At 72.4% G+C, this 18882-nt stretch carries 16 protein-coding genes; 6 read left to right on the forward strand and 10 right to left on the reverse strand.

What is annotated here, in order from left to right:
• Positions 1 to 135: 135 nt before the first annotated feature.
• Positions 136 to 1350, forward strand: coding sequence for a S8 family serine peptidase (locus tag ACIPUC_RS12130; protein ID WP_446589037.1), 1215 nt, complete (start codon positions 136 to 138; stop codon positions 1348 to 1350).
• A 69-nt stretch (positions 1351 to 1419) separates the two neighbouring features.
• Here ACIPUC_RS12130 and ACIPUC_RS12135 read toward each other — a convergent pair whose 3' ends face one another.
• From ACIPUC_RS12135 to ACIPUC_RS12165, 7 genes are all read right to left on the reverse strand, one after another.
• Positions 1420 to 2397: an ABC transporter substrate-binding protein gene (locus ACIPUC_RS12135; protein WP_446589696.1), complete on the reverse strand. Its 978-nt coding sequence runs from the start codon at positions 2395 to 2397 to the stop codon at positions 1420 to 1422.
• 28 nt (positions 2398 to 2425) lie between these two features.
• On the reverse strand, positions 2426 to 4498 hold the full coding sequence (locus tag ACIPUC_RS12140; protein WP_446589038.1) for an ABC transporter permease subunit: 2073 nt from the start codon (positions 4496 to 4498) through the stop codon (positions 2426 to 2428).
• Positions 4499 to 4556: 58 nt separating this feature from the next.
• Positions 4557 to 5654: a quaternary amine ABC transporter ATP-binding protein gene (locus ACIPUC_RS12145; protein ID WP_446589039.1), complete on the reverse strand. Its 1098-nt coding sequence runs from the start codon at positions 5652 to 5654 to the stop codon at positions 4557 to 4559.
• Positions 5651 to 7228: a GMC family oxidoreductase gene (locus ACIPUC_RS12150; RefSeq protein ID WP_446589040.1), complete on the reverse strand. Its 1578-nt coding sequence runs from the start codon at positions 7226 to 7228 to the stop codon at positions 5651 to 5653. The genes ACIPUC_RS12145 and ACIPUC_RS12150 overlap by 4 nt, the downstream gene beginning before the upstream one ends.
• Positions 7229 to 7241: 13 nt before the next feature.
• Positions 7242 to 8726, reverse strand: a complete 1485-nt coding sequence (locus tag ACIPUC_RS12155) for an aldehyde dehydrogenase family protein (protein WP_446589041.1) — start codon at positions 8724 to 8726, stop codon at positions 7242 to 7244.
• A 161-nt stretch (positions 8727 to 8887) separates the two neighbouring features.
• The gene (locus tag ACIPUC_RS12160; protein WP_446589042.1) at positions 8888 to 10177 is read right to left on the reverse strand and encodes a ClC family H(+)/Cl(-) exchange transporter; all 1290 of its coding nucleotides are present in this window, start codon (positions 10175 to 10177) and stop codon (positions 8888 to 8890) included.
• A 183-nt stretch (positions 10178 to 10360) separates the two neighbouring features.
• Positions 10361 to 10978 carry a hypothetical protein gene (locus ACIPUC_RS12165; protein ID WP_446589043.1) on the reverse strand — a complete coding sequence of 206 codons (618 nt, stop codon included), beginning with the start codon at positions 10976 to 10978 and terminating at the stop codon, positions 10361 to 10363.
• 180 nt (positions 10979 to 11158) lie between these two features.
• Between ACIPUC_RS12165 and ACIPUC_RS12170 the strand changes: the two genes are divergently transcribed.
• Together ACIPUC_RS12170 and ACIPUC_RS12175 are read left to right on the forward strand one after the other, a co-directional pair.
• A complete protein-coding gene (locus tag ACIPUC_RS12170) occupies positions 11159 to 12265 on the forward strand; it encodes a sugar ABC transporter substrate-binding protein (protein WP_446589044.1) in 1107 nt (368 codons plus the stop codon).
• A 328-nt stretch (positions 12266 to 12593) separates the two neighbouring features.
• Positions 12594 to 13502 (forward strand): hypothetical protein, encoded by a 909-nt coding sequence (locus ACIPUC_RS12175; protein WP_446589045.1) that lies wholly within the window; start codon positions 12594 to 12596, stop codon positions 13500 to 13502.
• A gap of 37 nt (positions 13503 to 13539) precedes the next feature.
• Here ACIPUC_RS12175 and ACIPUC_RS12180 read toward each other — a convergent pair whose 3' ends face one another.
• On the reverse strand, positions 13540 to 14151 hold the full coding sequence (locus ACIPUC_RS12180; RefSeq protein ID WP_446589046.1) for a TetR/AcrR family transcriptional regulator: 612 nt from the start codon (positions 14149 to 14151) through the stop codon (positions 13540 to 13542).
• A 117-nt stretch (positions 14152 to 14268) separates the two neighbouring features.
• On the opposite strand from ACIPUC_RS12180, the gene ACIPUC_RS12185 reads away from it, so the two are divergent.
• Positions 14269 to 15693 carry an amidase gene (locus ACIPUC_RS12185; protein ID WP_446589047.1) on the forward strand — a complete coding sequence of 475 codons (1425 nt, stop codon included), beginning with the start codon at positions 14269 to 14271 and terminating at the stop codon, positions 15691 to 15693.
• 186 nt (positions 15694 to 15879) lie between these two features.
• A complete protein-coding gene (locus tag ACIPUC_RS12190; protein WP_446589048.1) occupies positions 15880 to 16740 on the forward strand; it encodes an FkbM family methyltransferase in 861 nt (286 codons plus the stop codon).
• A gap of 33 nt (positions 16741 to 16773) precedes the next feature.
• Here the strand turns inward: ACIPUC_RS12190 and cpt are convergent, their stop codons facing one another.
• Positions 16774 to 17295, reverse strand: a complete 522-nt coding sequence (gene cpt / locus ACIPUC_RS12195; RefSeq protein WP_446589697.1) for a chloramphenicol phosphotransferase CPT — start codon at positions 17293 to 17295, stop codon at positions 16774 to 16776.
• Between the two features lie 91 nt (positions 17296 to 17386).
• Positions 17387 to 17872, reverse strand: a complete 486-nt coding sequence (locus ACIPUC_RS12200; protein WP_446589698.1) for a DUF5990 family protein — start codon at positions 17870 to 17872, stop codon at positions 17387 to 17389.
• A 222-nt stretch (positions 17873 to 18094) separates the two neighbouring features.
• Here ACIPUC_RS12200 and cseB point away from each other — a divergent pair, with 222 nt between their 5' ends.
• Positions 18095 to 18835: a two-component system response regulator CseB gene (gene cseB, locus ACIPUC_RS12205; protein WP_446589049.1), complete on the forward strand. Its 741-nt coding sequence runs from the start codon at positions 18095 to 18097 to the stop codon at positions 18833 to 18835.
• The last annotated feature ends 47 nt before the right edge of the window (positions 18836 to 18882 follow it).

Genomic DNA, 18882 nt, shown 5'->3' on the forward strand with positions numbered 1-18882 from the left:
CGCGCAGGGCGGCCTTGAATCAACTCCGGTAATCGGTCAGGGTTTCGAGCTGACCCCCGGAGATCTTTCGGCTCCAGAGGGGGTCATGCAACACGCCTTGACGCCCCACACGTCAACACGAGGAGTACTCCCTTCATGTCAACTCACAAGCACGCACGCACCCGTTCGCGCGGCTTCCGAGTTCTTGCAGTGGCCACGGGAGTCGCCACTGCAACCGGTGTCTGCATGCTGCTGTCCCCCCTCGCCGGCGCGAACACCCCCGCTGAGGGAACGGTGTACGGGCTCGGCGCACCCGGCGCGCTCAGCGGCAGCTACATCGTCATACTCGACAAGGACGCCGACCGGGAGGCGCTCGTCAAGAAGTACGGCGGCGAGCTGAAGCGCACCTACACGTCCGCGGTCAACGGCTTCTCCGCGGCCGGGCTTTCGGAGACGGCAGCCAAGCGCCTCGCGGCCGACCCGGCCGTGGGCAAGGTCGTCCAGAACAAGAAGTTCTCCATCAGCACCACCCAGCCCAACCCCCCGTCCTGGGGCCTCGACCGCATCGACCAGACGGCGACCGCAGGGGACAAGAAGTACACGTACCCCGACGCGGGCGGCGAGGGCGTCACGGCGTACGTCATCGACACCGGCGTACGGATCAGCCACAAGGACTTCGGCGGCCGGGCCACGCACGGCTTCGACGCGGTCGACAACGACGAGACCGCCGACGACGGCAACGGGCACGGCACGCACGTCGCCGGGACCATCGCGGGCACCTCCCACGGGGTGGCCAAGAAGGCCAAGGTCGTCGCCGTCCGGGTGCTCGACGACAACGGTTCGGGCACCACCGAGCAGGTCGTCGCGGGCATCGACTGGGTGACGAAGAATCACAGCGGGCCGTCCGTCGCCAATATGAGCCTCGGCGGCGGCGCCGACGAGGCGCTCGACGAGGCCGTACGCCGGTCGATAGCCGCCGGTGTCACCTTCGGTGTCGCGGCGGGCAACGAATCCTCCGACGCCGGGCAGGGCTCGCCCTCGCGGGTCCCCGAGGCCATCACGGTGGCCTCCAGCGCGGCCGACGACTCCCAGTCCTCGTTCTCCAACTTCGGCAAGGTGGTGGACCTCTACGCACCGGGCTCGGACATCACGTCCGCCTGGAACGACAGTGACAGCGGTACGAAGACCATCTCCGGCACCTCCATGGCCACCCCTCATGTGGTCGGAGCCGCCGCCCTCTACCTGGCCGGGCACAAGGAGGCCTCGCCCGCCCAGGTCGCACAGGCCCTGACCACGGGGGCGACCCCGGGGAAGATCACCAACCCGAGCAGCGGCACCCCGAACAAGCTGCTGAAGGTGTCCGCCCAGTAGGAGGCACCGCCCGCGAACGCGCCGGGGCCGCCGCACCCGAGGGGGGATGCGGCGGCCCCGGCCTTCGGGTCAGCGCACCCACGGCCTCCACACCGGCTCGTTGCGCTCCACCCACTTCTTCGCCGCCTGCTCGGGCGGCAGCTTCTCCTCGGCGATCATCAGCGCCACCTCGTTCTGCTCCTCGACGCTCCAGCGGAACCGCTTCAGGAACTCGGCGGCCTTCCCGCCCGTGTCCGCGAACCGCGTGTTGAGGTACTTCTGCAGCGGCGTGTGCGGATAGGCGCAGGCCACCCGCTCCGGATCCGCGTCGCAGCCCTCCCGGTACTCGGGCAGCTCCACCTCCGTCATCGGAACCCGCTCGAACAGCCACTGCGGCTTGTACCAGTACGTGAGGAACGGCTTGCGCTCCTTCGCGAACTGCCTGATCTGCGTGATCTGCGCGGCCTCGGAGCCGGCGAACACGACCTCGAAGTCCAGGTCCAGGTTCTTCACCAGCGCCTTGTCGTTGGTGACGTACGACGGGGAGCCGTCCAGCAGCTGGCCCTTCCCGCCGCTTTCGGCGGTCCGCAGCTGGTCGGCGTACCGGTCGAGGTTCTTCCAGTCGGTGACGTCCGGATGGGCCTCGGCGAAGTACGTGGGCACGAACCAGCCGATGTGGCCGGTCACGCCCAGGTCCCCGCCCGCGGTGATGGTCTTCTTGTCCTGGACGTACCGCTTCTCCTGCTCCGGGTGACCCCAGTCCTCCAGGATCGCGTCGACCCGGCCCTGGCTGAGCGCGTCCCACGCGGGGACCTCGTCCACCTGGACGGTGTCGACCCGGTAGCCCAGCTCGTGTTCGAGGAGGTAGGCGGCGACGGCGGTGTTCGCCTGTGCGCCGACCCAGGACTGCACGGAGAGGGTGACGGTCTTCGCGCCCTCAGCGGCCGCGTACGGGGAGGCCTGGCGGGTCATGTCGGCCGCGCCGCACCCGGTGAGCACGGACAGGGCGGTCACCGCGGCGAACGCGCCGAGGCGGCGGCGGCCGCGCCGCCGACGGTTCCCGTTCATTTCGGCGCTGCCAGGGGTGCCGGGCATGTCAGGCCTCCTTCGCGGGCTGGGTGATCCGGTCGAGCATCAGACCGAGACAGACGATCGCGGCGCCGGCCACCAGACCGGTGGCCAGGTCGCCTTGGGCGAGGCCGAGCACCACCTGGTAGCCGAGCGCGCCACCGCCGACCAGGCCTCCGATGATGACGACGGCGAGTACCAGCACCACCGCCTGGTTCAGGGCCAGCAGCAACGCGGGCCTGGCAAGAGGGAACTGGACCTGTCGCAGCTGCTGCGACCCGGTGGCGCCGAGCGAGCGGGCCGACTCCAGGGCCGCCGGGCTCACCTCGCGCAGGCCCGAGGCGGTGATGCGTACGACGGCGGGCAGCGCGTACACGACGGCGGCGGCCGCGGCGGGCGCCCGCCCGACGCCGAACAGCGCGACCACCGGGATGAGGTAGACGAACTGCGGCATGGTCTGGCACACGTCGAGCACCGGACGCAGCAGACGCTGGGCGCGCGCACTGCGGGCGGCCGCGATGCCGATCGCGAACCCGAGGACGAGGGTGACGGCCACGGCGGCCAGCACCTGCGACAGGGTGTCGAGGGACGGCTCCCACACGCCGAGCACACCGATGGCCGCCAGGGCGAGCACGGCGGTCAGCGCGGTGCGCCAGGTACCGGCCAGCAGGCCGAGCGCGCCGACCCCGAGCAGGAGCAGCCACCAGGGGGTGGCCTGCAGTCCGGAGCGCAGCGGGTCCAGGATCCAGCCGGTGAAGCCGGCCGCCCAGTCGGCGGTGCCGCCCACCACGGGCACGCCGGAGTGGAGGTGGTCGGTCATCCAGCCGACCGCCCGGTTGACCGGCTCCGCGATCGGCACGGTCCAGGACTCCGGCCACAGGGACGTGCCCGCCATCCGGCCCGCGACGGCGGCGGCGACGGCCGTGAGGACGGTGAGCAGCCGCCCGTACCAGCCCTCGAACACCCGCCGCAGCAGCGGCTGCCGGTAGGAGGGAAGGGGGGCGGCGCCCCACCGGTCGCCCGCCGCGCCGGCCGTGCGGTCCAGGACCACCGCGAGCAGCACGATGGGGATGCCGGCGGCGAGCGCCGCACCGACGTCGACCGACGCGAGGGCCTGGTAGACCCGGTCGCCGAGGCCGCCCGCACCGATCACGGAGGCGATGACGGCCATCGACAGCGCCATCATGATGGCCTGGTTGACGCCGAGCAGGATCTGTCGGCGGGCCAGCGGGAGCCGCGCGGTCAGCAGGCGCTGGCGCCCGGTCGCGCCCAGCGAGTCCGCGGCCTCCAGCACCCCGGCGTCGGCCTCGCGCAGGCCGAGCGCCGTCAGCCGGGCCATCGGCGGCGCCGCGTACACCACGGTGGCGAGCACGGCGGCCGGTACGCCGATCCCGAAGACCAGCACCATCGGCAGCAGGTACGCGAAGGCGGGCAGGACCTGCATCGTGTCGAGTACGGGGCGCAGCGCGCGGTCGGCACGCGGCGACAGCCCGGTGGCGAGCCCGAGGAGGGCGCCGACCGCGACGGAAGCGGCGACGGCCACGACCATCAGGGCGAGCGTCTGCATCGTCGGCACCCACATGCCGAGCAGCCCGCACACGGCGAACGCGGCCACGCAGGTGACGGCGAGCCGCAGACCCGCCAGACGCAGGGCGACCAGGCCGGCCAGCGCGGTGACGCCGATCCAGCCCGCGGCGAGCAGGACGGCGTACACCGCGCGGACGGACACCACCACGGCGTTGCTGACGTGCCCGAAGAAGTAGAGGAAGAGCGGGTGGCCGTCGCGGTTGTCGATGATCCAGTCCCCCGCCCGGCCGAGCGGCCCGGAGAGGTCGACGGCGAGGGCGGCGGGCCAGCTTCCGGCCCCCGGGAAGGCGATCGCGAGCGGGAGCAGCACCAGCGCGGCGACGGCGAGGGGCAGCACCCTGCGGCCGGCGCGCTGGTCGAGCAGCAGGGCCTGCAGGCGCCGGCCGGGCGCACGGACGGCGGCGGACCGCGGGCGACCGGACTGTCCGCCGCCGGGCCGCCCGGCCGGTTGTCCGGACCGGCCATGGCTCCCGGGACCTCCGGGGTCCCGTACGGGTCTGGTGGTCGTGGTCATCCGCGCCGCCTCCCCGCGCCGGTGAGGAGGGTGACGCGGTGAGCGCGGGAACGGCGCGTCATGCCGCCACCCCCCGCCCCGCCGCGGCCGGCAGACCGGCCACCACCGCGAGCAGTCCCGCGTCGTCGACGACACCCAGGCACCGGCCGTCGTCGACCACCCGCGCCGGGCCGCCGCTGCGGGCAACGGCCTCGATGGCTTCCACCACCGTGGTCGCGGTGGTCAGCGCAGGCCCCTGACCGGCCTCGCCGTCCCTCGCGGGGCGCATCGCGCTGCGCACGGTGAGCACCTGCTCGCGCGGCACGTCGCGGACGAAGTCCCGTACGTAGTCGTCGGCGGGCGAGCCCACGATCTCCTCGGGGGTGCCGAGTTGCACGATCCGGCCGTCGCGCATCAGCGCGATCCGGTCGCCGAGGCGCAGGGCCTCGGACAGGTCGTGGGTGATGAAGACCATCGTGCGGCCCTCCTCGTGGTGCAGCCGGGCCACCTCGCCCTGCATCTCCCGGCGGATCAGCGGGTCGAGCGCACTGAACGGCTCGTCGAACAAAAGCACTTCGGGATCGGCCGCCAGGGCGCGCGCGAGACCGACGCGCTGCTGCTGGCCGCCGGACAGCTGACCGGGCCGGCGGTCCTCAAGGCCTTCGAGGCCGACCTTGCCGACCATCTCGGCCGCCTTGGCGCGCCGGTCGGCGCGGCCCATGCCCTGGATCTCCAGGCCGTAGGCAACGTTGTCGAGGACGGTGCGGTGCGGCAGCAGGCCGAAGTGCTGGAAGACCATGGATGCGCGGTGGCGGCGCAGTTCGCGCAGCCGGCCCTGGTCCATGGCGAGGACGTCCTCGCCGTCGATCGCCAGGGATCCGGCGGTGGGCTCGATCAGCCGCGTCAGGCAGCGCACCAGCGTGGACTTGCCCGAACCCGACAGGCCCATGACGACGAAGACCTCGCCCTTGCGGACGTCGAAGGTGACGTCGCGGACGGCGGCCGTGCAGCCCGTGCGCTCGCGCAGTTCGGCGGCGGACAGCGCGGCGTGCTCGGAGCCCGGCACCAGGGCGGCCTTGCGCCGGGGGCCGAAGACCTTCCACAGGCCCTGTACGGAGAACACGGGCGCGGCCTCCGCGCCGGACGCGGCGGAGCCGGTGGTGCGGGGCGCGGTCACCGGACCTCGCCGCCCAGCAGCTCGGCCGCCTTCTCGCCGACCATGAGTACTCCGATCATCGGGTTGACCGCGGGCATCGTCGGGAAGACGGAGGCGTCCGCGATGCGGATGCCGTCCAGCCCCCGCACCTTCAAGTCCGGTCCCACAACGGCCCTTTCGTCGTCGGCGGCGCCCATCTTGCAGGTGCCGGCCGGGTGGTAGACGGTGTGCGCCACCGAGCGGGCGTACGCGCTCAGCGCCTCGTCGTCGGTGACCTCCGGACCGGGGCACACCTCGCGCTTCAGCCAGCCGGCCAGCGGCTCGGCCGCGGCGATCTCGCGGGCCAGCTTGATGCCGTCGACCAGCGTCCGGGCGTCGTAGTCGTCCTCGTCCGTGAAGTAGCGGAAGTCGAGGGCGGGTTTGACCTCCGGGTCCGCGCTGGTGAGGGAAAGGCGGCCGCGGCTGCGCGGCTTGGGGATGTTCGGGGTCAAGGAGACGCCGTGCGCGGGGCGTTCGTAGCCGATCCGCTCCGGATTGTCGGTGAAGGGAATCTGGTAGAAGTGGAACATCAGGTCGGGACCGGGGGAGTCCGGGTCGCGCCGGACGAACAGTCCCGCGTCGCTGTCCATCGCCGAGTTCTCGGGGATCGGGCCGTCCGTCTCCCAGACGATCACGGACTCCGGGTGGTCGAGGAGGTTCTCGCCGACGCCGGGCAGGTCGTGGACCGGAGGTATGCCGAGGGCCTCGAGGTCCTCGCGGGGCCCGATGCCGGAGTGCAGCAGCAGGCGCGGGGTGTCCACGGCGCCGGCGCACACCACCACCTCCCGGCGGGCGGTGATCAGCGCCGTGGTGCCGTCCGCGGCGCGCACGTGGACGCCGCGCGCCCGGGTGCCGTCCAGCTCGATGCGGTACGCCCAGGTCTCGAGCAGGATCCGCAGGTTGGGCCGGTCGTCCATCACCGGGTGGAGGTACGCCACCGAGGCGGACGAGCGCTTGTTGGTCTCCGGGTGATAGGCGAGGTCGAAGAATCCGGCGCCCTCGTGGAACGGCTTCCGGTTGAAGCCCTCGACGTGCGGCACGCCGAGCGCGGACTGGGCCGCGTCCACGAAGTCGCGGGCGATGGCGTTGCGGTCCGCATCGCCGACCGGGACGATGTTGTTGAGGAGCCGGTCGAAGTACGGGTCCATGGCGGACGCGTGCCACCCCTCGGCGCCCGCCTGCGACCACTCGTCCCAGTCGGACGGGAGCGGCTTGAAGGCGATGAGCGTGTTGTGCGAGGAGCAGCCGCCCAGGACGCGGGCCCGGCTGTGCCGGATGTGCGAGTTGCCGCGCGGCTGCTCGGTGGTGGGGTAGTCGTAGTCGAGTTCGCCGCCGAGCAGCCCCATCCAGCGGCGCAGGGTGAGCACGTCGGGGCGGTCGACGTCGCTCGGGCCGCCCTCGATGACGGCGACGGTGACGTCCGGGTCCTCGGTGAGGCGGGAGGCGATCACCGAGCCGGCGGTGCCGCCGCCGACGACGACGTAGTCGTATTCGTGCTCGTGCCGGTGCCCGTATGCGTGCTCGTCGTGCTGCGTGGTGGTCGTGTTCTCGTTCATGCCTCTCCTGCCCTCAGCCCGCGAACCAGCGCACGGGGCGCGGAGCGAGGTTCTGGTACACGTGCTTGGTCTCGCGGTACTCGGCCAGGCCGGACGGGCCGAGTTCGCGTCCGATCCCGGACTTCCCGAAGCCGCCCCATTCGGCTTGCGGCAGGTACGGGTGGAAGTCGTTGATCCAGACGGTGCCGTGCCGCAGCCGGCCCGCCACCCGGCGGGCGCGGCCCTGGTCCGCGGTCCAGACGCCGCCGGCCAGCCCGTACTCGGTGTCGTTGGCGAGGGCGACGGCCTCGTCCTCGGTGCGGAAGGTCTCGACCGTCAGGACCGGGCCGAAGACCTCCTCGCGGACCACGCGCATGCGGCGGTGGCAGCGGTCGAGGACGGTGGGGCGGTAGAAGTAGCCCGGGCCGTCCGGCCGTTCGCCGCCGGAGCGCAGCACGGCGCCCTCGGCGAGCGCGGAGGCGACGTACGCCTCGGTCCGCTCGAGCTGGGCGGCGGAGACCAGCGGGCCGCATTCGACACCGGGGTCGGTGCCCCGGCCGATGCGGATCTTCTCGGCGCGGCGGGCCAGTTCGGTGACGAAGCGCTCGCGCAGCGACTCTTCGATGATCAGGCGCGAGCCGGCCGAGCACACCTGGCCGCTGTGCATGAAGGCGGCGTTGAGGGCCTGGTCGACGGCGGTGTCGAAGCCCTTCTCGGTGGCGCAGGCGTCGGCGAAGACGACGTTGGGGTTCTTTCCCCCGAGTTCGAGGGCGACCTTCTTGACCGTTTCGGCTGCCGCGCGCATGACCTTCGTACCGCTGGCGAGTCCGCCGGTGAAGGACACCAGGTCGACATCGGGATGGGCGGCGAGGCGGGCGCCGACCGGATCACCCGCTCCGGTGACGAGATTGGCGACTCCGGCGGGCAGGCCCGCCTCCGCCAGGAGCTCGACCAGGGCGGCGGTGGTCAGCGGAGTGATCTCGCTCGGCTTGATCACGAAGGTGTTGCCCGCCGCCAGGGCAGGGGCGATCTTCCAGCTGGCCTGGAGCAGCGGATAGTTCCACGGGGTGATCAGGGCGCACACCCCGACCGGCTCGTGGACGACGACACTGTGGATGTCGGGGGAGCCGGCGTCCACGACGCGGCCCGCGCTCTCACCGATGACGAGGGCGGCGAAGTAGCGGAAGGCGTCGATGACGCAGTCCACGTCCACGCGGCCCTCTTCGAGCGTCTTGCCCGCGTCCCGGCTCTCCAGGAGGCCGATGCGCTCGCGGTCGCGCTGGAGCAGGTCGGCCGTGCGGCGCAGCAGCGCCGCACGCTCGGCGACCGGCGTGCCCGGCCACGGTCCGCTGTCGAAGGCGGCCCGGGCGGCGCGCACGGCCGCGTCGGCGTCGGCGGCGCCGCCCTCGGCGACCACGGCGAGGACGGAGGCGTCCGCCGGATCCAGGATCTCCCGTGCGGCTCCTGATGCCGCGGACCGCCACGTCCCCGCTGTGTAGATGGTCTTCTGCTCCGACACGACGCTCCGTACCTCCAGGTACCCCCGGTTTGCGTCACCCCGGGAGACCCGCGGTGACCTGGCAATTTCCGCGCATGCCCCCTGCCCCGGAAGTCATGTCCTATCCGCCGCTCGAAGTGACTGGAGTCACGCGGGCCCCGGGGGATCCCCAGGCGTCGGCTTCAGGAGGACCCGGTCATGCGCAGGCGCAGGCTGTCGTAGACCGGCGTGCTCCCCATCCGGTCGGCGGTCAGCGTCGCAGCGAAGCAGGCGGTGAGCAGCGGAACGAGCAGCGCGGTGGAGCCCGTGATCTCGACGGTGAGTACGATGCCGGTGACGGGTGCGCGGACGACCGCCGAGAACAGCGCGGCCATGCCGGTGATCGCGAAGGGCACGGCGGCGGAGGCCCCGTCCGGGAGGAGAGGCTGCGCCAGCCCGTGCACGAGCGCCCCCCATACGGCTCCCAGCGCCAGCAGGGGAGCGAAGAGCCCGCCCGGCGCGCCGGCCGCGTAGCTGAGCGGACCGGCCACGAACCGCACCACGAGGTACCCCGCGAGTACGGTGACCGCCGGCACGTCGCCGTCCAGCAGGCGCTCGCTCAGCTGCTCCCCGCCGCCGCCCAGCAGCGGATCGGCGCAGAGCAGCAGGCCCACGACCGCCCCGATCACGGCCGCCCGGGCAACCGGTCCGACCCGTCTCACGTGATCGCAGAAGGCCAGCAACCCGACGAGGAGCTGGTTGTAGCCCGCCCCCAGGACTCCCGTGGCCGCGCCGAACAGGAGGAAGGCGGGCAGGAGCGCGATCGACGGGTCGGCCACGGCCGGGACCGGGAGGACGGGGCGGCTGCCCAGCATCAGCTGGGAGCATCCGACGGCCGTCGCGGTGCCGATCAGGGTGACGAGCACCAGGCGCGCCCGGACCGCCTTGGTCACTTCCTCGCACACGAACAGCAGGCCCCCGAGGGGCGCCGTGAAGGCCACGGCGAGACCGGCCCCGGCGAGCGAGGTGTGCAGCAGCGTGATGTCGTGTGCGCCGAGCCGCGTACGGCGCCCCGCCTCCGCCCCGATCACCGCACCCATGTGCACCGTCGGGCCCTCCCGCCCGAGCAGCAGGCCCGAGCCCATGGCGATCACGCCGCCCGCGAACCTGGCCGGCACGAGCCGCCAACCCTGCGGCGTCGCTTCGGCGCGCCACACGGCCTCGACGTCCTGGATACCGCTCCCCGCGGCCGAGGGCACGCGGCGGGCGATCGCGCACGCGACAGCGGCACCCGCCGCCGTGACCACCACCGGAAGCAGCCAACCCGGGCCGCCCAGCCGCTCCGACGTGCTCAGCAGGGAGCCGTACAGCTCCTCGGCCCGTACGAGGCACCAGCGGAAGCCCCCGCCGACCAGCCCGACGAGGAAGCCCGCGACCGCCGCGACGGGGTATACGGCCCACCGGCCACGGGAAGCGCGGTCAGCAGTGGGCATGCACAGACCTCCGCCGAGCCGTGGGTCATGTCTGTTCAGAGACTGACCTGCCGCCGACACGCCGTTTCGGACGTCGCGGCGGCCGCGCCGAAACCCTCCCCGACTGGGCCAACGGCCGGGTTCCCCGCTGCCCCCGCGGTGGCTGCCGGCCGGGTCGCGCCGGCGGTTCCACGAAGGGGCGGGTCAGGTGGGCCGTGGCCAGCAGCGCCCGGCGGCCGGCGGCCTGCGCGAGCAGGTCCTCCCGGCTCGTGCGGGCGGTTCCGGGGTCGCGCTCGTGGGAGTAGGCCACGGCCGGGTTCGCGAGTTGGTGTGCCCGGGCGTGGGCAGCAGGGTCATGCCGGGGCCCAGCCGGTGTCTGCCGTCGACCTCGTGCAGCTGCCCGGCGGCCCGCAGCGGCTCCACGACCCACGACCACACCGCGTCGCCCCGGTCCAGTGCGGCGGTCTCCGCGCCCTGGACGACGTACCGGGCGCGGGGGAAGAACGGCTGCCCCACGGTGTGGACGTCCGCACGGTCGATTCCGGCATCCGCGAGCAGGTCCGGCAGCCGGCCGGGCACCGGGCACCGGGGCGCCCCGGGGCCCTCGGCGGGGCCCACACCCGCATCGATCAGCGTCCAGCCCGCGCCGCCGTCGGTGTCGGCGACGGCGAAGCAGCGGAGGTCCAGCCGCCGGGCGCCGTCCGGTCCCACCGCACCGCGATCCAGGGCGGCGGCCCGGTCCCAGTCGGCCGCGGACGCTCCGGGGAACGCGTCCTGCGCCGACGCGAAGAAGAACCCGGTGGCGTCGAGCAACGCCGTCACCGATCCGGGCCCGACTGGACCCGCGGTGCGATTCATAAGTTGAAACGAAGGGCCACTGCGGAGGGTGATGGCAACGTTGCCATCACGTTAACAATTCACTTCTTGACGATGGTGGGTGTGCCGAGTTGACTGCGCCTACCCCGGCCGCACGCATACGGCCTCGTCAGGGAGGTTTACCTCGTGAACTCACAGCTGAGTCGTGCCGTCGTAGTGGTCGCCGCTTCGGCGATCACGGTCTCGCTCGCCGCCTGCGGCGGCGCGGAGGAGGACGACGGCGGTCCGGGGCGCTCAGCCAAGAGTGACGCGATCAAGGTCGGTCTCCTGCTCCCGGAGAACCAGACCGCGCGCTACGAGAAGTTCGACAAGCCGCTCATAGAGAAGGCGGTCGCCAGACTCACGCGCGGCAAGGGACAGGTCGTCTACGCCAACGCCAAGCAGGACGCGGCCACCCAGAGTTCCCAGGTCGACACGATGATCGCCGGCAAGGTGAACGTCCTCATCATCGATGCGGTGGACTCCAAGGCCATCGCCGGCTCGGTCAAGAAGGCCAAGGACGCCGGCATCCCGGTCGTGGCCTACGACCGCCTGGCCGAGGGCCCGATCGACGCCTACACCTCCTTCGACAACGAGGACGTCGGCAAGGTCCAGGCCCAGGCGCTGCTCGAGGCGCTGGGCGACAAGGCCAAGGACGGCCAGATCGTCATGATGAACGGCTCGGTCACCGACCCGAACGCCAAGCTCTTCAAGTCCGGCGCGCACTCCGTCCTCGACGGCAAGGTGAACATCGGCAAGGAGTACGACACCGTCGAGTGGAAGCCGGAGAACGCCAACACCAACATGGCGGCCGCCCTCTCGGCGCTCGGCAAGGACAAGGTCATCGGCGTCTACTCCGCCAACGACGGCATGGCGGGCGGCATCATCACCGCCCTCAAGGCCGCCGGCCTGTCCACCCTGCCCCCGGTCACCGGCCAGGACGCCGAACTCGCCGGTGTCCAGCGCATCGTCGCGGGCGAGCAGTTCATGACCGTGTACAAGCGGTACGCCCCCGAGGCCGCGGCCGCCGCGGAGATGGCCGTCGCCCTCGCCAAGGGGGAGAAGTTCGACGGCGTCATCAACCAGCTCGTCGACAGTCCGACCACCAAGCGCGTGCCCTCGGTCCTCGTCCCGGGCATCTCACTGACCAAGGCCAACGTCAAGGCCACCGTGGTCGACGACGGTGTCTACACGGTGGCCGAAATCTGCACGGAGAAGCTCAAGTCCGCCTGCGAAGAGCTCGGCCTGAAGTAGCGGGGCCGGAGTCCTGCGGCGCGGCGCAGGGCGTCAGTGGCAGAGCCGTGCTGTACGGGGCGCGCCGCTGCCGGTGGTCCGCGGAGCCGCTGAAGGATCCCGCCGACGGGAACTTCACGTACGGGATCGTCACCCGCTACACGCCGGACGGTTCTCCCGTGGACACGGCCCTGTTCGCGCAGCCGCACCCGGACGGCTCGCCTTCGGGGATGCCCGAGGCCGGGGACATGACGCTGGCGGTACTGCCCGACGGCACGGTCGCCCTCACCGAGGGGCTCGGCAGCACCTTCCTGGTCTCCGCCGATCTGAGCCGGCTTCTGGAGTCCTGGTGGATCCCTTCGCCTGGTCGGCGCGGGAGGCCGGTCCGGGCGAGCCGTACGCCGCCTTCCTCTCGGTCACCCCGTCGGGCAGGCTGCTGGGCGTGACGGCCGAGTTCGGGCTGAGCAACTGGGCGGGAGCACGCCCCGACATCGTCGCCGTCTCGGAGCCCGGCAGCCGGCTGGCCCCCGGGGCCAGGACCACGCTGTGGGCCATCGCCTCGCTCGAGAACCGGGCCGGGCGCCAGACCGACGCCGACCTGCGCCCGTGGGTCCGCTTCCGGGGCGCGCCGGTCGGCCGGGACAACCGGCCCTCGCCCTCGCTGACCGAGCTCGTCTCGTCCTGCGCGACCGCCGGCGCGTACACGTACGACGGCTGCACGCTCGGCCGGCCCGCACCCCTCGGCGACGACCTCTTCGTCGTGCCGGTCTTCAGCCGCATCTACCGCTCCGGCAACCGCGGCGGGGCGTTCACCTTCGCCCTGCTGGACGACCAGGGCCGGCCGGCGGGCCGCCTGGAAGGCCTGGACCCCTACAAGGACAGCCCGTTCACCGGCTTCTGCTTCACCGTGGTCGCAGACCCGCACCGGGGCCGCGCCTTCCACCTGAACCGGTACGGCCTCTACGCCTGGAGCTCCGACGGACGGCTGAGGACCCGGATGTCCACCGAGGACAAGCCGTTCAAGGCCCTGACCCGCTTCGCGCTCATGGAGTGCACTCCCGCCGGCGAACTCCTCCTCGTCCACCGCGAACAGAACCTGCTGCCGCGCGTGCCGGTACCGGAGGACCTGGGCGATCTGCCGTCGGCCGTGGAGGACGCGCTGCGCACGTACGGCACCCGGCGCACCGCCCTGAAGAAGCGTTCCGCTCCCGTGAACTGGCACTGGGTCGATGAGTCGGCGCAGGTGCACCGGCTCTGAGCCTGCCGCCGAATTCATGGCTGGTGCGGTCACAGCACTAGGACCGGCCCGGTCGCTCCCAGAGGTGGGTGAGGTGGGCGTGGAGGACCTCCCGTGCCGCGCGCGGGGTGAGGTGCCCGATCAGGACGTGTGCCGTGAGCCCGTCGGCAAGGGCCAGCAGGGTACGGGCCTCCAGGCGCGGGTCGAGGGGCGCGGTCGCCCCGTCGGCGTCCTCGCCGGCTTCGGAGATGAGACGGGTGAACACGTCCTGCAGGGCCGCGTAGTTCTCCTTCAGGGTCTTGGCGAGAACCTCGCTGACCGCGGCCTGCGCGACGAACGCGAGCCATACCCTCGCCTCGGCCCGGTGTTCGTCGCGCAGCAGTGAGACCTCGGTGGCCGCATGGCCCAGGGCCGTGGCGGCCGACTGCGCCGGGCTCCTGACGAGGCGCGCCCGTACGCGCTCGCCGATGCGTTCGCCGATGTGTCCGAGGGCGAACACGAGCATCTCTTCCTTGGTGCGGAAGCACCGCTGCACCGCGCCCATGGACACCTGCGCCAGGGCGGCGACATCGCGCAGCGTCACGCCCTCCAGCCCGCGTTCGTCCGCGAGTCGGCACACGGCCTCCGCGATGACGAGGCGTCGGCCCTCGTGATCCACCTGCCTGGGCATACCGGTGCCTCCCTGCCGCACGGTTCCACGGGCGCAGCGCCTTTATGCGATGCGCTTGTATCGCTTCCTAGGTTACAGTTCCGATGCAAGTGCATCGGAACGGAGTGGGAGCTGCACATGGAACAGGAAAAGGAACAGGTCTGGAGGCTGTCGGCCGCCGCGCAGGCGGAGGCGGTGCGCACGGCGGAGATCTCGGCCGTCGAGCTGATCGACAGCCACCTGGACCGGATCGCCGCGGTCAACCCGCAGGTGAACGCGGTCACGCAGCTCATGGCGGAGCGCGCACGCGAGGCCGCGGCACGGACCGACCGGCGGCGCGCAGCCGGCGAAGCGCTCGGGCCGCTCGCGGGCGTGCCGTTCACGGTGAAGGAGACCACCCCGGTCGAAGGCGTGGCGACCACGTTCGGCTCCGAGCGCTTCCGCGCTCTGGTGGCGGCCGCCGACGCACCGCCGGTGGCGCGCCTGCGGGCCGCCGGCGCCATTCCCATCGGACACGCCAACATGCCCACCCTCGTGCTGGCGGGCATGCACACGCGCAGCGAGCTGTTCGGTGACACGGTCAACCCGTGGGACAGCGCCCGTACTCCGGGCGGCACCAGCGGCGGCGACGCGGTGGCCGTCGCCACGGGCATGGCCGGGCTCGGGCTGGGCAACGACTCCGGGGGCTCGATCCGCGTCCCGGCCCAATTCTGCGGCGTGGCGGGGCTGAAGCCGACCACCGGGCGCTTCCCGGCCGACCACCGCGTCCTCGGCCCCGACGACGCCGGCCCGGCATCCCAGATGCTGGTCACCGACGGCCCGCTGGCCCGGACCGTGGGCGACCTGAGGCTGGCCTACGAGGTACTGGCCGGCACCGATCCCCGCGACCCGAGGGCCGTACCCGTACCCGCGTACGGCGAGCCGCTCCCCGGACCCGTCAAGGTCGCGGTGGTGACCGACCCCGGCGGGCACGGCGTCCACCCCACCGTCCGGCGCGCCGTCGAGGCCGCGGCCGACGCCCTGCGCGACGCCGGATACGAGGTGTGCGAGGTGGAGGACGTACCGAGGCTGGACGAGGCCCTCGAGACGTACGGCCGGATCACCATCACCGAATTCGCCCCGTCCTGGCCGGTGGTGCGCACCCTGCTCGGCAAGGGCGGGGACCGCTACATCCAGATGGCCATGGAGCGGACCCCGCCTGCCAGCGCCGACGAGTTCATGAAGCTGATGGGCACGTGGATGAACATCCGCCGCTCGTGGGCCGCGTTCCTCGACCAGTACCCGCTGCTGCTCGGCCCGTCGTTCACCGAGCCGCCGGTGGAGCCGGGGCTGGAGTCGCGTGACAGGGCGGGACGCGACCGGGTGGCCTCGGGTATGCGGCTGTGCACGGTGACGAGCTTCGTGGGCGTGCCGGCGGTGGCCGTACCGACCGGGCTGGCCGACGGCCTCCCCTGCGGAGTGCAGATCGTCGGGCGCGCCTTCCGTGAGGACCTGTGCCTGGACGCGGCCCAGGCGGTCGAGGACCGGCTCGGAATCCTGACCCCGGTCGACCCGCGCGGATGAGACGGGGCCCCGAGGCCCACGAGGCCGGCCCGCACCGCGCGTCCTCCGCTCGGGCGGTGCCGGCCGCGGAGGCGTACCAGCCGCCCGACCGATCCTGACGCGGCGTCGGGGCGCCTGAACTCCGATCGGCTGCGCGTGCGGAAAACTGTCTCGACGGACCACTGCCTCGACAACCGGAGAGCGTCCATGACCGTTACCGCCCCAGCCCATGCCGCCTCACCTCTGCTCGACCTGGTCCAGCCGGCCCGGCCGACCCACGTCGTCGACATCGGGGCCAACCCGATCGACGGAGACCCCCCGTACCGCGACATGCTGGCGGCCGGCCTGTGCAGGGTGACGGGGTTCGAGCCGCAGCCCGACGCCCTGGCCGAGCTGGAACGCCGCAAGGGCCCGCACGAGACCTATCTGCCCGACGCCCTCGGCGACGGCGGCGCCCACACCCTCCACGTCGCCGCCAGTTCCGGGATGACGAGCATCTTCCGACCGGACCCGAGCAGGCTCGGGCTGTTCAACGGCTTCAGCGAGTGGGGCCGTGTCCGGGAGGAGGTGCAGGTCTCCACTCGGCGGCTGGACGACGTCGACGCGGTCGACGCCTTCGACCTGCTGAAGATCGACATCCAGGGAGCCGAGCTGATGGTCTTCCAGGGCGGCCGGCGCAAGCTGGCCGAGGCAGTCGCCGTCCACACGGAGGTCTCCTTCGTCCCGCTGTACGAGAACCAGCCCGTGTTCGGCGATGTGGACCAGGAGTTGCGCGGCCAGGGCTTCCTCCCGCACGCCTTCGCCGCGGTCAAGCGCTGGCCGATCGCCCCCGTGGTCTTCGGCGGGGACTTCCGCCAGGCCCGCCACCAGCTCCTCGAGGCCGACGTCGTCTACGTACGCGACTTCGGGCACCCCGAGTCCATGACCGACGAGCAGCTCAAGCAGCTGGCCCTGGTCGGCCACCACGTCTACGGCTCGACGGACCTGGCCTACCACTGCCTCAGGCAGCTGAGCCTGCGGAAGGTTGTCGGTCCGGACGCGCCGAACCGCTTCCTCGGCATGCTGTGAACCACCACATGCTGTGAACCACCACGCCGGTGATCAGCCGACGCGTGCGGCGATGGTCCGCGCGCACACCAGCGACTCGGTACGCGTCGTGTCCACCTCCAGGTCGTAGACCACCCCCTCGTGCACCACGCCCGCCTGCAGCGCGGCCATCCCCCGGGGGCGGTCTCCTCGTGCGACCTCACGGCCCGCGGCGACCGCGCTCTCGCACCGGACGCCGACCCACAGCACGGACAGGTCGCCCAGAGCCGCCCGCCAGCGCTGCTGGGACGCCGCTCCGCCGAGGAAGACGTCATCGATGACGACCCGGGCGCCTGCCCTGGCCATGGCCACGACGCCGTCCCTCCACGCCGCCTCCAGTGCCCGGAAGTCCTCCCCGACGCTCACCGTGCCATCGGCCGCGAACACGATCCCCCCGTCCGACTCCTGCATCCTCGCGGGCATGGCGTCGACGAACGAGTCGCACCCGAACGCGAGCCACGGATCGGGCAGTACGGACTGCAGACACCGTACGATCCCGGACTTCCCCGAGCTGGAACCGCCGTTGAGAATGATCATCTGAATCGTCACGGCGCCACCGTACGGCGCTTCCCGCCCCGCACTCAACGACGACCGCGCACCGGCGGCGGTATGACCGGACCAGCCACCGTCAGGATCGAGCGGAGCCCGCAGCCCAGGCGATGCGCGGCGGCACGACCCGGGCACACAGGGGTTCGCCGCACGCGTCGGTCAGGCCCAGCCGCCCGACCAGCAGTCCGGCGTGCGCGGCGGCATCGAGCACCTGGAGGGGGACCGCGTCGAGCATCAGCTTGGCGCGCCGGAACATGGTGAAGGCTCCTGAGCCGTCGACGGTGCCCCAGGACAGGTAGACGAACCGGCTGCCGGGTCGCCCCTGTACGTAGGGGCCCTTCACGTCGATCCCGGTCACCGAAGCGACGGCTGTGCACTCCAAGGTCCAGGTGGCACGCGCCGCGTCACCGGGCTGCGGCTCGAGCAGCTCGGCCGGACGGTCGCGGCGTTGGACCGCGACATGAACGTTCCGGTAGCCCGGCTCGTCGCCGTCGACGGGACGCCCGGGATGCTCGGGAGGGCAGGTGAGGCCGGGCAGGTCGACCGCCTCGATTCGGATCCGCATCTGCATACCGGTCATCCTCCCCCCTCGGCGGTTTGTATCGGGCAGGTATCAGCGAGCGCTTGGTTGCCCATCGAATCGGTGCGCCGGGCCCCGGCGGGGAGGGCCGCGGGGAGCTCTCGCATATCGTTCGTTTCAGGTGTCCCGCCCCGCCCCGCCCCGCTGCGCGAGCGTGCGTACGGGACCCGTTCCGAGCACGACCGTCCGAACAGGAGCCATCTGCCCGTGTCCCCGTCCGCCCCGGCTCCGGCCTCCCCGGGCCCCGTTCGCGTGCTGCTGGTGGAGGACGACGAGCTGATGCGCCGGTCCTTCACCCTCGCCCTCGAGCGCTACGGCTACCGGATGAAGAGCGCCGCCGACGGGCTGGAGGGCCTCGAGCTCTTCCGCGACGAGAGCTTCGACCTGCTGATCCTGGACGTGATGCTGCCCGGTCTGGACGGGATCGGCCTGTGCCGCAGGATCCGGGAGACCAGCCTGGTGCCCGTCCTGATGATGTCGGCCCGCGGTGACGGGCTCGATGTCGTCGCCGGCCTGGAGGCCGGGGCGGACGACTACGTGGTCAAACCCGTGGACACCTACGTGCTCGTGGCCCGCATCCGCTCGCTGCTGCGGCGGGCGACCTACGCGCCCGCCCCCGGACCCGAGCAGCCGGCGGGCGGGGAGCCGGTACGGCCCGCGGGTGAGGTGCTGGCCTTCGGAGACCTGACCATCGACACCGGAGGCCTGGAGGTGTTCGTCTCCGGCAGCCCCGTGGCGCTGACCCCGACCGAACTGAAGCTGCTGCTGGAGTTCGCCGCCCACCCGGGCATCGTGCTGGAGCGGCACACCCTCCTGCGCAACGTCTGGGACTACGGCTGGGACGGCGACAGCCGGGTCGTGGACCTGTGCGTGCAGCGGCTGCGCAGCAAGCTCGGCCGGGACCGGATCGAGACCGTCCGCGGCTTCGGCTACAAGCTCAGGCGCTGAGCCGGGTGCCCCCGTACCACCGGCTCCGGCCGGCCCGCGTGCCCCTG

The organism is Streptomyces sp. LARHCF249, from assembly GCF_052871255.1.